Here is a 13,247-nt window from a genome sequence, read left to right as displayed (position 1 = left end):
TTTTGTTCCCTCACCAGTTCCACAAAGTACCGTCTTCCAGACGGGCTACCGGCAGATAGGCCGGTTCATACGGATATTTCGCGGCCAGTTTTTCGTCGAACTCAATACCCAGCCCTGGTTTCTCGCCCGGATGCATATAGCCGTTGTCGAACGTCCAGTTATGCGGGAAGACTTCCAGCATCTGCTCGGAATATCCCATGTATTCCTGCACGCCAAAGTTCGGCACCCACAGGTCGAAGTGCAGGGCAGCGGCCATGCAAATGGGTGAGAGGTCAGAAGGCCCGTGTGAGCCGGTACGTACCTGATACAGAGAGGCAAAATCGGCAATACGACGCATACCGGTAATTCCTCCCGCATGAGTAATCGTGGTGCGAATATAGTCGATCAGTTGTTCTTCAATCAGCTGTTTGCAATCCCAGATGCTGTTGAACACTTCGCCGACCGCAATTGGCGTCACCGTGTGCTGGCGGATCAAACGGAAGCTTTCCTGATTCTCAGCCGGTGTCGGATCTTCCATCCAGAACAGGCGATATTCTTCGATGCTTTTGCCAAAGCGCGCGGCTTCAATTGGCGTCAGGCGGTGGTGCATGTCATGCAGAAGATGTTCATCAAAACCGAATTTATTGCGTACGGCCTCAAACAGTTTTGGTGTGAAATCGAGATATTTTTCGGTTGACCATAATTGTTCTTCCGGCCAGTTACCTTTCGTTGCCGGTTCGTAAGCCAGGCCTTTGCCTTTCGCCATACCGTAAGTTGTTTTCATGCCCGGCACGCCGCATTGCGCGCGAATGGCTTTGAACCCAAGCTCTTTATGTTTGGCGTAATCGTCGAGTACTTCATCAATGGAATGGCCGGTGGTATGACAGTAAACCATCACGCCGGTGCGTGATGCGCCACCCAGTAACTGATACAGCGGCATATTGGCGGCTTTAGCTTTAATGTCCCAAAGCGCCATATCGACGGCAGAAATGGCCGACATGGTAACCGGCCCGCGCCGCCAGTAAGCGCCTTTGTAAAAGAATTGCCAGATGTCCTCGATCTGATGCGCATCGCGGCCGATCAGTTGCGGACAAACGTGATCTTTCAGATAGGAAGCGACCGGCAATTCGCGGCCATTCAGCGTGGCATCCCCGATACCGGTCAGCCCGCTGTCAGTAGTAATTTTCAACGTAACAAAGTTGCGCCCCGGGCAAGTGACAAAGACTTCAGCATTCACGATTTTCATCGGTTAAGACCTTCTAGCAGTAAAAGTAGGATGCATTTTCTATGGTTATAAATACGCCATATGCAAACTACCATACAAGTATGCAGATCGTTTTTTGCCGGAGAAGATCACACTTTACGAGGTGAAAAGTGAACGTATGCAGAGGGGCAGGGGAGCAGGAAACTTGAGCGGGTAATAAAAAGCCTCCATGTCAGGAGGCTGTGCGATTTATGCCGTTTTTTGGTATTTCTCGATGAGTTTGAAACAAATCTCAAGAGTCTTTAATTTATCGGCGCGGTTACGTTCAAAGTCCTTTTGTGTTTGGCGTTTTGTAATACTTTGTTTTAATAACATAATAGCCTCCTCCATCTGAATGCGTTGATAACACCCGTTCGCTTTTTGAGCGAAAAACAAGCCGATCATACGCTTTTTGGTGCGACGACGTATAGGCGTTAAAAAAAATAATCTCCGGCTTTACGTCGCAGATATAATTTTCGATAACGGCGCTTAAGCCTTCAAAAAATCTCAGGTAGTTTGCCCGGCTAAGCAGTTTTTGCGGAAACAACTTATCGAACACTGATTTGCCATTGCGCTTATCTGCGGGTATGTCATCCCATGCAGTGTCGTAAAACGTCACGATATGTCCGTGTCTATCTTTTCCGGACTCACCGATGATTTCCGCCATCCGTTGAAAACTATCCGTTGAAGCGCAGGAAAAATGAAGAAACAAAACTCTGAAAACTTTGATTTCTTCGCAGGGAAGGGTGAACTGAATATCGTAAAAGCTTAAATCTGGCTGGTGTGAAAAATTGATAACCTGATAATAATCCATGAAATATCAGCGTGTTTTGTAAGGTGGCGCTTTTATATCATGGGTTTTTACTCTCAATGCTCATCGTTTTTGAATTCAGGAATATGCCTTCCAAAATAGTTTTGGTTTACATTGCAGGCAGTAGTTTTTATGAATCAACCTCGCATTTTTACGCCCGCATTTTGGCGGGCGTTTTTGATGCTCTTTGTCTTCTGAAGCAACTTATTCCGCCAGCCGCATCACTTCTTCCCATACCGTTTCATCTGCCGGGATCCCCAGACGGCGGTTTTCCTCGCGGTTGGCGGCGGCTGTCTGGCCGGGATAACGGACATCGCGGCTGTTTTCAGCCGGTTCTGACTGATTCACGTAGTCCGCGACGCTGTCCGCCATGCGATCAGTGAAATCAGCGCCCCCTAACTGCGTCGGGTCGAATACCATGAAAATCTGGCTGGCGCCGGTGCAGCTCCCTTTACCGATTTTGTCTATTTCATTGGTGGGCGAGCCCGCTGAAAGCAACGCGGCCATGGCGTCCAGCACAATCGCCAGCCCCGAGCCTTTCCAGTAACCGGTGGGTAAAATGCGCATGGAAGCTTCGATCGGACCCGGATCATCTGTCAGATTTCCTTCTTTATCGTAGCCGCCAGGGAAGGGCAGTTTTTCGTTTTTCAGCCGCGTCACCTGCAATTTGCCGTAGGAATACTGCGACATTGCCATGTCCAGCACAATCGGACCTTTGGTTCTTGGTACCGCCATGACAAACGGGTTATTGCCGACGCGGGTGTTTTTTCCGCCCCAGGCGGGCATGCAGGATTCCGTATTGGTCCAGCACATCGCCGCCATGCCTTGTTGTGCTGCATGCCAGCCATAACTGCCGCCGCGCATCCAGTGACTGCTGTTTTTCAGCGCCACGATCCCCACGCCATACTCTTTCGCCATTTCGGTGGCTTTATCCACGGCGAAGAGTGCGTTGGTGATGCCGATACCGCGGTTGCCGTTGTAGATGGCGATGGCGCCGAGGGATTTTTCCAGTTCCGGTTTGGCGTGGATATCAATCCAGCCCTTATGAACGTAATCGACAAAACGCGCTACCCGGTTGAGGCCATGTGATGCGATACCGTCACAACTGGATTCTGTATGGATCCGTGCACAGGTCCGTGCATCTCTCTCATCAAGTCCCGCTTTTTGCAGGGCACGCTGGATGGTTTGTTGCATCAGGCTGAATTCAATTCTTTGCATGGTCGGCTCCGGTTGAAAGCTCTGTGGATGTCAGGGGAAGATGCTCTTCGGTCTGACTAAGAATATTGTTATCGCCCCATAATTTTTCATAAGGCCAGCCGGTGAGTTGCTCGGCGATTAAGCGCGTTTCCGGTGTGACGTCATATTTACTGCCACCGGCTTTAAGGCGTTCAATTTCATTTACCAGCAGGGCATGGTTATAGCGGGTGAGGCGGAATTTCATTGAGCTATATAATCCCACCAGCAGGAAGATGACCGATCCCGCGCCAAATACCAGTGTGATACCGTAAACGGCTTCGGCAGGTTGCGTGGCACTTTTCGGTGTGAATCCGTAATGCTGTAATAACAGGCCTACCCCAAATAACGCCACCGCCTGAACAGCTTTACGCACGAAAGTCATAACACCGGCAAAAATACCTTCGCGTCGTTTTCCTGTCAGCATTTCATCCACATCTGGGATAAAACTGTAAATATTCCAGCAAACATAACTGGTACCGGAACGTCCCACGCCCATTAAAATAACGGAGAGATAAAGCAGCGCCATATTAAAAGGTAATTGCAATAAATGGATGGCTAAAAATAACCCGACACTGGCCAGCATAAATAATTGTGCAATACGATATGACGCGCCATTGCCTAATTTCATACACAGGAAAATAAACAAGGCAACGCAGACGAACTGCACCAGTGTCATTAATGTCATCGCATTAGAAGCAGTAACGGTATTCTGGCCGAGAACAAAAATAATATAATACGCCAGCACAGCGCCAAGGACGTCGAGCGCCACATAGCCTCCCAGGTACATCCCGACATGCTGGCGGAAGGTGCGCACTCTCATGGTCGACACCAGCGATCTGAACAGATGCTTCATATCTCGGCGGAAAGAGAGTTTTGGCGTAGCGACATCAACCGGGATAGGCCGTTCCCAGGTGTAGAAATAAAGCATCAGGATTACCACGGCAAACAACACGCCGAAAATTACCCCCATAATCAGGAAAGATGAGGAGGAATCTTCACCTAGATAAGCAATAATGCGCCCCGGCAACCAGGCCGCTAATATTGCGGCTCCGGTAGAGAAAAACATTCTGACACCGGTCAGTTTAGTACGCATTTTAAAGCTGGAGGTCATTTCGGCTGCCAGCGTTTCATAAGGTACAATCGCCAGCGTGTAAGCGGCGTAGAATAAAATATAGGTAAACAGGTAGTACCAGAATCCCATCCCGCTGACCCACATAATAATGTAAGTCACCATAATTAATGGTGCACCGAATAAGAAGAAGAAGCCACGCCGTCCGTATTTTTTTCCCAGAGGGTTGCGGTAAAAATTATCCGTGACATAACCCATCAGTGGATCGAAAAAAGCATCCAGCAGGCGGGCGGTCGCAATAACAGCACCGGCCTCTGCCGGACTTAATCCGGCATAAGTGGTGTAGAAATACATTATCCACAGACCCAGTACTGCAAAACAGCCACCGCCGAAGAAATCACCCCCGCCGTAGGCCAGCATATTTTTTACCGATATCGGTCTTTCTTTATGATGATTAATCATACTACCCCTGGTTTCCGTCTCCGGATTAATAAGAGTCGTCAAAAGAAATGCGTCGTTTGTGCCCGCAGAAATTCAGAAATGAATTATTCAGCGACATCGGCAGAGTAAAATTAGGCAATGCGCATCTACCATACAAGTATGCGGATAAGCTTTTAGCGGAGAAGATCACAAAAATAACGGCAGATTTGCTCTGTACTGCAAGACGGATCACAGTACAGAGAATGAACAGAAGAAGAGAAGGTTAGCCTAAAAGTTCGCAGTGAGGGGGCAAACGACACTGGATTGCAGAGGGAAGAACTTCAATTTTGAACTGTTTACCGGTGAGCGGTTCGCCGTCGAGATTGAACGTCATATCGTGCGGTGCGGTGATTTCGAGCCAGGGCAGACTGGCGGACACAATATTTTTGTTCTCTTCATTATTGAGCAAGCTGCGCAGGAATGACGGCAGCAGCTCCTCTGAGGTCAGCAGACGTAATTGCAGCAGACCATCGTTAATCAACGCGTCCGGGCATATTTGTTGCCCGCCACCGGCCTGGCGGCCATTACCAATACCGATTACCAGCGCATCGCCTTCCCAGCGAAAATCCGGGCCTCTGATTTCACAGCGGTCAGCTTTCAGCGTATCCAGACGTAAGAGACCGTGGATGAAATAGGACACGCCGCCAAGCGCTGCTTTGAGTTTTTCTGGCGTTTCGGTTGTGATACGCGTGCCGAATCCCCCGGTCGCCATGTTGATAAAGAAATGCTGGTCATTCACTTTGGCCAGATCGATATCGACCGCGCGGCCTTTGACCGCCAGCTGTAACGCCTGCTCTGGCTCGAGGGGAATATTGCAGGCCGTTGCGAAATCATTTGCGGTGCCCAGCGGCACGATGCCGAGCACGGGGCGTCGTTGTCCCTCGTATTGTGCCAGCGCACCCGCCACTTCATTAATGGTGCCGTCGCCGCCACCGGCAATCACGGTTTCGCAGCCCAGTTCAATGGCTTCGTCCACATATCGCGCGGCGTCTCCGTACTCCCAGGTGACACGCACATTGAGATCTTCGCCCTCTTTGCGTAGCGCGCCGATGGCTATCCGCAGCTCTTCGTTGCCTGCGCCTTTTCCATTTAAAATCAGCATTGCTGTGGTCATGTACGCTCCTTTTATCTACTTACACCAACAATAGATGAAAGTAGTGGTATTTGGCTATCGGATAAATCAGCGAAAAGTTGACAATGAGGTTAAATAATTGTGCTGATATTAATTAGAAAGGACGTTTATATTTCAGAAACGTATTTATTTAAAAACATGACATCACGTTATTAAGGTGAATAACTGAAGAGGATTAGTTAAATAAGACGGGTTTTCGTTTTAATGAATACAAAAAGAAAAGCCAGCTCAAGGGAGATTGAGCTGGCCAAGGAGGTGGTTCCTGGTATAGTCCGGTGCTTTATTTTGCATTCGAAGTAAATTGCGAATGCATATTATCCAGCCCGGTCAGAAATAGATGTGATCGAATTCTTGTTTTCGACCAAAACATTATTTCGAATGCGGATTACGGGTGTCCGTGTCTTCCAGATTACGCAATAAAATGGCGAACTCCAGACTGACGTCTTCCGGCAGTGCGACATACACCATGTGGCCGTTACCCGGCGCCACGTCAGTTGGCTGACCTTTCTTATTGCGCAGGGCTTCCAGTTTGAACTGGACGTTACCCTGCGGCGTCATCATTTCCACACTGTCACCGACGCAGAATTTATTCTTCACATCGATTTCTGCCCAGCCATCCATACGATTACCGGTGAATTCGCCGACAAACTGCTGGCGGTCGCTGACAGAGAAACCATATTCGTAGTTCTGCTGTGCATCGTGAGTATGGCGACGCAGGAAACCTTCGGTGTATCCGCGATGCGCAAGACCTTCCAGCGTGGAAAGCAGTGTCGGATCAAATGGCTTACCGGCGACGGCATCGTCAATGGCCCGGCGATAAACCTGTGCCGTGCGTGCGCAATAATAAAAGGATTTTGTACGTCCTTCGATTTTAAGCGAATGCACGCCCATTTTTGTCAGAGTTTCTACATGCTGAATGGCGCGCAGATCCTTAGAATTCATAATATACGTGCCGTGTTCGTCTTCAAACGCGCTCATGTATTCGCCAGGGCGCAGGGCTTCTTCGAGCATAAAGACTTTATCTGTTGGCTGACCGATGCCTAATGTTGGCTCTGCGGCTTCCACCTGCTGAACCGGGATCGGCTCGTACTGATGCACGATATTACCGATGGCGTCTTCTTTGCCTTCCTGAACTTTATATTCCCAGCGACAGGCGTTGGTACAGGTTCCCTGATTCGGGTCACGCTTGTTGATGTAGCCGGAAAGCAGGCAGCGGCCGGAATACGCCATGCACAGCGCACCGTGAACGAAGATTTCGATTTCCATATCCGGCACCTGTGCGCGGATCTCGGCGATTTCTTCCAGCGAAAGCTCGCGCGATAAAATCACACGCGTCAGCCCCATTTGTTTCCAGAATTTCACCGTCGCCCAGTTCACGGCATTAGCCTGCACCGAAAGATGAATGTCCATCTGCGGGAAGGCTTCGCGCACCATCATGATAAGGCCTGGATCGGACATGATCAGGGCATCGGGCCCCATGTCGATCACCGGTTGCAGATCACGGATGAAGGTTTTCAGCTTGGCGTTATGCGGGGCAATATTCACCACCACATAGAATTTTTTCCCCAGAGCATGGGCTTCGTTGATGCCGATTTCCAGATTCTGGTGGTTAAATTCGTTATTACGAACGCGCAGGCTGTAACGTGGCTGACCGGCATAAACCGCATCTGCACCGTAAGCGAAGGCGTAACGCATGTTTTTCAGGGAGCCGGCAGGGGAAAGCAGTTCCGGAACAAAAGAATCGCGGGTAAACATAGTCAATCTCAGTCTGATCACAGGTCAGGGCCGTCCCGGATGCGGGGCGACGAAAGGTCAGAATTGTAACGTCTGAGTTGATCAAAAGCAGCCATTTCGTGTGGGTATTACAGCGCTATTTAGACTATTCAGGAGCCAGATCAATTTCCTCCTCTGCTCCTGAATAGCTAAAAACAGAAATCATTGAGAACTATTGCGTCAAATCGCGAATATCAGTGCTTGCGCCGTTTTTCACCACCGACTGAACACCTTTTTTCGATGCACTTTCCGTGGTGTACATTTCGCTGATACCAATCACCTGATGGTTTTTCGCTTTCAGTACAAAGTAAAACTGACCGTCTTTCGAAGGTTTGATTTCGTACTGCGCTTCCTCAGGGGAGTTGGTCTGAACCGATGAAATCCCGTTTTCTGCTGACGCTTTACTGGCATACATTTCACTGGTGAGAATAATCTCTCCGTTCCCGGCCTTCAGGTTAAAGTGAAACTGTCCATTCTTCGCTTTTTTCAGATCATAGTGACCAGTAGCCATAAAGGTAATCTCCATCAGAGGGGTTATTTTCCAGAGATAAGTGTAGTTAATGGGAACAGTTTCGCGGCGGGAGGAAAGATTTAAGACATGAAATGTGAACTGGCCGACAGACTTTCAGAAACTTTACAAAACTCAATTGCCGGCCAGTTATGCGCTATGCGCTATGCGTTATTCGCTGTGAGTCATGCGTTATGCCAAATGACAGGGTTCCGCTTCCCAGCGATAGCCCACGCCATAGACGGCGCGGATAAACGCCTTTTCTCCGTCCAGAGATTCGAGTTTACGGCGCAGGTTCTTGATATGACTGTCGATGGTACGGTCAGTGACGACGCGGTAGTCGTCATAGAGATTATTGAGCAGCACTTCGCGGGTAAACACGTAACCCGGTTTGACGGACAGCGTTTTCAGCAGGCGGAATTCTGCCGGTGTCAGTTCAAGTTCATGCCCCTGGAATGTGGCCTGAAAGCGCGCTTCATCAATGTGCAAACCGTTATCTCTCGGCACATTGTCTTCCTGACGCACGCAGCGGCGCAAAATAACCTTCACGCGGGCCACAACTTCACGCGGGCTGTAAGGTTTGCAGATGTAATCATCAGCACCGATTTCCAGCCCGAGCAGGCGATCAATCTCTTCCGTTTTTGCCGTCACCATCATGATCGGTACATCGGAAAACTGGCGAATGTCTCGGCAAATGGATAATCCGCTGCTGCCTGGCAGCATCAGATCTAACAAAATCAGTGCCGGCGGCTGGTGCTTCACCTGCGAGATGACGTCATGTCCGTCCGCCAGCCATTGGGTGGCATAGCCTGCGGCTTCGAGATAGTCGATTAACAGCTGAGCAAGTTTTGGCTCGTCTTCCACAATCAGAATTTTTAACGGCGCCGGGCCGGACAATACAGAGTCGTTCATTCAGTTTCTCGGGCCTGATGTAACAGAGAGCGGCAGGACGATCGTAATACGAACGCCACCCGCCGGAGAGTGGCTGGCGCTGATCTGCCCGCCGTGCGCTTCGACAATATTCTGGCAAATGGCCAGACCTAACCCCGAACCGCCACTGGCGCGGTTGCGCGAGCCTTCGGTACGATAAAACCGTTCAAAAATACGGCCAAGCTGTTCATCGCTGATGCCCGGCGCGCTGTCCTGGAACATCAGGTAAAGTGATTTATCCCGTATTTCGCCCCGGATCTCCAGACCGCCATTCGGGTCAGTATAGCGCAGACTGTTTTCCAGCAGATTGTTGAACAGCTGCGAAAGACGCTGCGGATCGCCAAACACTTCAGCGCTTTCCGGCAGGTGGCTGGTCAGGGTTAGTTGCTTGGCATGGAAACGATCACGCGAACCGGCTTCCGCCAGCTGCACCAGATGTACGACGTCGGTGTCCACCTTGCGGTATGCCAGCGCACCGGCATCGGAAAGCGAAAGCTGATGCAAATCGTCCACCAGTTTGGTCAGAATCGACACTTCAGATTGCAGTGATTCCAGCGATCCAACCGTCATTTTACGCACGCCATCCTGCATGGCTTCCAGCTCACCACGCAGAACGGCCAGCGGCGTGCGCAACTCATGGGAAATATCCGCCATAAACGCCCGGCGCATCTGCTCATTCTTTTCCAGCGTCATCGCCAGCTGGTTAAAATCCTGCGCCAGTTTGCCGAGTTCATCTTCACTGTCGACTTCAACCCGTGTGCTGAAATTCCCCGCAGCCAGCTGATGCGTACCGTTCACCAGCCGTTTTACCGGCGCGAGCATTCCGCGGGACAACATCCAGGTGACGGCAGCGGCCAGCAGCGCGGTAAAGGCGACAATCATCCAGCTGGTGCGGCTTTGCTGGCGTTCGAAATTAATATCAGCATCGCGGGTCAGGCGTTCGGCAGGCGTCGAAATCACCGATCCGATGACCACACCATTAACGGTCATCACGCGGCGCGGACCTTGTAAATCTGGTGGGACCGGCTGATCGTAACCGCCGATCCGATGATCGTGGCTGTCGAGGATCCAGAACTTCGTGCGCCATCCCTGCGGCGGCATTCTCGGGCTGCTGTTTTGTTCAAATGAACGCATGATCTGATAGATCAACCGGTCATTGGTTTCCAGAAACTCCCAGCTGCCGTGTTGTTTGTACTGCTCCTGCAGGGTGTCAGCCAGCAGTTCGACGCGCTGTTCGTTGCTCTGACGGATATAGTCGATAAAGCCCCGTTCAAAGCTCATCCTCACGCCCCAGTTCATGGTGATCAGCACCAGTGCGCAGGTACAAAAAATGGCCATAAACAACTTGGCGGTAATACCAGGTTTCATGATTTTCTCATCGGATCAGGGGAGCCGGCCGCAGCGCGACGACGGTCGATAATGGCATTTTTCTGCGTATCAGGTGGCACTTTGGAAAATACCCAGGCTGGCAGGGCGATCACCAGCGCCATCGACATATAACAATACAGGAAGGCGGTGTGCATGGTGGCGCTGTCCGGTGTAATGGCCTGCTGGTGGGCGAACACTCCAATCAGCAAACCGGCGACACTGACGCCCAGACTCATCGACAACTGCATGATCATCGACAGCAAACTGTTGCCGCTGCTGGCAAGGCGCGACGGCAGATCTTTCAGCGTCAGCGTATTCATCGACGAGAAGCGCAGGGAGTTCACCATGCCCTGGAAGAACAATACAATCGGGATCATCCAGACCGCACCGTAAATCGCCACCAGCGGGAAAATCAGCGTGATCAGCGCCAGCAGCAAGGTGGCGCTGACCAGTGCCTTCTGGTAGCCGAGCTGATTGACCAGCCGGACCACCACGCGCTTCATCCCCATACTGCCGAGCACCATGGGGATCATCATCAGTCCTGCGTGGAAAGGCGTAAAGCCCATACCGAGTTGCAGAAATACTGGCGTCATGAACGGCAACATGCCGCTGCCGATACGCCCGAGCAAACTACCGATCAGGCCAATTTTAAAGGTCGGGGTATGGAACAAACGCAGTGAAAACAGCGCAGAAAGATTGCCGCGCGCATGCATCCAGTAAACCCCCAGCGCGCCGCCACCGACCACCACCAGCAGAAAAATTTCCAGCACGCTCAGCCCCATACTGCGGCTGCCTTCCAGCGCCAGGGTTAGCGTCGCCATGCACACGGCCAGCATCACAAACCCGCTGATATCAAAGCGGCGGGTCTGCATTTTGTAATTGGGCATAATCATTAAAGTGGCGATACAACCGGCCAGACCGACCGGCAGATTAATCAGGAAGATCCAGTGCCAGCTGGCGTATTGCACCAGGAAACCGCCCAGCGCCGGGCCCAGAAGCGGACCGACCTGGCCGGGTAACGTGACCATCGTCATCGCCGCCATGTACTCGCTTCGCGGGACAATTTTCAGCACCGTCAGCCGCCCGACCGGCACCATCATCGCACCGCCAATCCCCTGAACGATGCGCGACATCACCAGTTCACGCAGACTTTCCGATTGCGCGCATAACAGCGAGCCAAGCGTAAACAGCACAATGGCCGAAAAGAATACCCATTTCACACCGACCTTATCCGCCAGCCAGCCACTGGCAGGCAGCATCACGGCGACCGTCAGCACATAAGCTACAACCACCGAATGCATGTGCAGCGGGTTTTCACCCAGACTGCGTGCCATCGAAGGCAGTGCAGTATTCACAATCGTGGTGTCGAGGGCCTGCATAAAAAAGCCGAAGGCGACAATCCACAGCTGCCAGCGCACCGAAGGCGGCAGGGGAGCAGAAGGCGGTAAGGTGTCTGTGTTTTCAGATTTCATGGGTTATCGCATCAGCACAATCATTGTCGCGGCATTTCAGGAGGGAGATCCACCTTAAAACCAGGCTCACAGTGTAGCCAGAATGTTTCAGCAGAAAATGGAGGAAATAAGGAGAGTCTTTCCCATTTTTTGACAATTCTTCTGACAATAAAGAATAGCTTTCAGCCTGACATTTTATATCAAAATGCTATGGTTGACCTTTGATCGCAAATCGTTCGCATGCAAAGTAAGTTAAATCTGACCTTATGAAAGGGAGAGAATAATGAGCAAAAGAGAACTGGGTCGTTCAGGTATTCAGGTGCCGTTGCTGACGTTTGGCGGCAACGTATTCGGCTGGACGGTCGATCAGGCGGCTTCCTTTAACCTGCTCGATGCCTTGCTGGATCATAAACTGAATTTTATCGACACCGCCGATGTGTATTCAAGCTGGGTTGAAGGCAACAAAGGGGGCGAATCGGAAACCATTATCGGCAACTGGCTGAAAAAAACCGGTAAGCGTGACCAGATTATTCTGGCGACCAAAGTCGGCAAACCGATGGGCGAAGGCAAAGTGGGTTTATCGCCACGCTATATTAAAGAAGCGGTCGAAGCCTCTCTGAAACGCCTGCAAACGGATTATATCGATTTATATCAGTCGCATGATGATGATGCCGATACGCCGCTGGCCGAAACCATGGCGGCATTCGATGCGCTGATTAAAGAAGGTAAAGTGCGTGCCGTTGGCGCTTCAAACTACAGCGCACCACGCCTGGCCGAAGCGCTGAAAGTCAGTCAGGAAAACGGGCTGGCGCGTTATGAAACGCTGCAACCGCAGTACAATTTGTACGACCGCAAAGTGTATGAAGAAGCACTTGAAAAAGTCGTCAGGGATAACGGTTTAGGCGTGATCAACTTCTATGGTCTGGCCGCCGGGTTCCTGACCGGGAAATACCGTACCAAAGCGGATGCCGGTAAAAGTAAGCGCGGTGAAAGCGTGATCGCACGTTGCCTGAATGAACGCGGCCTGAAAGTGCTGGCGGGGCTGGATCAGGTGGCTGAGAAGCACGGCGCACAGCCAGGACAAGTTGCACTGGCCTGGCAGATTGCCCGCCCGAGTATTACCTCGCCGATTGTCAGCGCGACGTCACTGCAACAACTGAATGAGCTGGCGCAGGCAGCCACCCTCAAACTGGATGATGCGGATATTAAGACCTTAAACGACGCCAGCGCCTGGTAAACACTAAATCTGAGCCATAAAAAAACCGCC

Annotated in this window: 11 protein-coding genes; 1 reads left to right on the top strand and 10 read right to left on the bottom strand. The window is 51.2% G+C overall.

The window, feature by feature from the left end:
* Nucleotides 1–10: 10 nt before the first annotated feature.
* The 10 genes from manD to mdtD all read right to left on the bottom strand — a co-directional run bounded on the left by manD (nt 11) and on the right by mdtD (nt 12,001).
* On the bottom strand, nt 11–1,225 hold the full coding sequence (gene manD, locus EC840_RS22240) for a D-mannonate dehydratase ManD (RefSeq protein WP_112288901.1): 1,215 nt from the start codon (nt 1,223–1,225) through the stop codon (nt 11–13).
* A 283-nt stretch (nt 1,226–1,508) separates the two neighbouring features.
* Nucleotides 1,509–2,036, bottom strand: coding sequence for a hypothetical protein (locus EC840_RS22235; RefSeq protein WP_132967102.1), 528 nt, complete (start codon nt 2,034–2,036; stop codon nt 1,509–1,511).
* A gap of 201 nt (nt 2,037–2,237) precedes the next feature.
* Nucleotides 2,238–3,251, bottom strand: a complete 1,014-nt coding sequence (gene yiaK / locus EC840_RS22230) for a 3-dehydro-L-gulonate 2-dehydrogenase (RefSeq protein WP_132967100.1) — start codon at nt 3,249–3,251, stop codon at nt 2,238–2,240.
* Nucleotides 3,238–4,800: an MFS transporter gene (locus EC840_RS22225; RefSeq protein ID WP_129639113.1), complete on the bottom strand. Its 1,563-nt coding sequence runs from the start codon at nt 4,798–4,800 to the stop codon at nt 3,238–3,240. The genes yiaK and EC840_RS22225 overlap by 14 nt, the downstream gene beginning before the upstream one ends.
* Before the next feature lie 241 nt (nt 4,801–5,041).
* Nucleotides 5,042–5,932 carry a lipid kinase YegS gene (yegS, locus tag EC840_RS22220; RefSeq protein ID WP_113876005.1) on the bottom strand — a complete coding sequence of 297 codons (891 nt, stop codon included), beginning with the start codon at nt 5,930–5,932 and terminating at the stop codon, nt 5,042–5,044.
* A 387-nt stretch (nt 5,933–6,319) separates the two neighbouring features.
* The gene (gene yegQ, locus EC840_RS22215) at nt 6,320–7,705 is read right to left on the bottom strand and encodes a tRNA 5-hydroxyuridine modification protein YegQ (RefSeq protein WP_129639112.1); all 1,386 of its coding nucleotides are present in this window, start codon (nt 7,703–7,705) and stop codon (nt 6,320–6,322) included.
* Between the two features lie 190 nt (nt 7,706–7,895).
* Complete coding sequence (locus EC840_RS22210) at nt 7,896–8,234, bottom strand: YegP family protein (RefSeq protein ID WP_112288965.1); 339 nt, start codon at nt 8,232–8,234, stop codon at nt 7,896–7,898.
* A gap of 189 nt (nt 8,235–8,423) precedes the next feature.
* Nucleotides 8,424–9,143 (bottom strand): two-component system response regulator BaeR, encoded by a 720-nt coding sequence (gene baeR / locus EC840_RS22205; RefSeq protein WP_112288895.1) that lies wholly within the window; start codon nt 9,141–9,143, stop codon nt 8,424–8,426.
* Entirely contained in the window at nt 9,144–10,529 is a 1,386-nt protein-coding gene (gene baeS / locus EC840_RS22200; protein ID WP_112288894.1) for a two-component system sensor histidine kinase BaeS, read from the bottom strand.
* Complete coding sequence (gene mdtD, locus EC840_RS22195; RefSeq protein WP_132967098.1) at nt 10,526–12,001, bottom strand: multidrug transporter subunit MdtD; 1,476 nt, start codon at nt 11,999–12,001, stop codon at nt 10,526–10,528. Before mdtD ends, baeS begins: the two co-directional genes overlap by 4 nt.
* 262 nt (nt 12,002–12,263) lie before the next feature.
* On the opposite strand from mdtD, the gene EC840_RS22190 reads away from it, so the two are divergent.
* Nucleotides 12,264–13,217, top strand: coding sequence for an aldo/keto reductase (locus tag EC840_RS22190; RefSeq protein WP_113876009.1), 954 nt, complete (start codon nt 12,264–12,266; stop codon nt 13,215–13,217).
* The last annotated feature ends 30 nt before the right edge of the window (nt 13,218–13,247 follow it).

The sequence above is a fragment of the Rahnella sp. JUb53 genome (assembly GCF_004346065.1).
GTDB lineage: Bacteria > Pseudomonadota > Gammaproteobacteria > Enterobacterales > Enterobacteriaceae > Rahnella > Rahnella variigena.
This window is presented reverse-complemented; position numbering and strand designations above follow the sequence as displayed.